The sequence below is a fragment of the Amphritea pacifica genome (assembly GCF_016924145.1).
GTDB classification, from domain to species: domain Bacteria; phylum Pseudomonadota; class Gammaproteobacteria; order Pseudomonadales; family Balneatricaceae; genus Amphritea; species Amphritea pacifica.
In genome coordinates, this window is the sequence record NZ_JAFFZO010000113.1 from 1 (window position 1) to 484 (window position 484).

Annotated in this window: 1 protein-coding gene; it reads left to right on the top strand. The window is 46.1% G+C overall.

The window, feature by feature from the left end; genetic code table 11:
- Nucleotides 1–83: 83 nt before the first annotated feature.
- Nucleotides 84–484, top strand: a 401-nt coding sequence (locus tag JW499_RS21645; protein WP_205212520.1) for an IS110 family transposase, incomplete at its 3' end; no start/stop codon positions are given.

Below are 484 nucleotides of genomic sequence, written 5' to 3' on the forward strand. Positions count from 1 at the left end.
GATTGATACTCATAGAGCCTTCTCCCCCAGCTTACTGTTTTCACACTAAGCTGGAAGGCGACCAAACCAAAAGGAGAAGACCTATGAGATTTTACACCAACAAACATCCTTTTTACTGCGGTATCGACTTGCATGCACGCTCCCTGTACGTCTGTATCTTAGACGATGATGGGCAAACCGTGCTTCATAAAGAGATTAAAGCCAAGCCTGAACCCTTATTCGATCTTCTGACCCCTTATCTCGGCAATGTTGTTCTCGGGGTCGAATGTATGCATTGCTGGTACTGGATTTCCGATTTCTGCCATGAACATAACATCGATTTTATTCTGGGTCACGCCCTGTATATGAAAGCGATCCATGGAGGGAAAGCTAAAAATGACCGGATCGACTCATACAAAATCGCGCACTTAATTCGTGGCGGAAACTTTCCCTTAGCCTATGTATATCCCGCTGAAATGAGGGCGACCCGTGATCTGCTACGTCG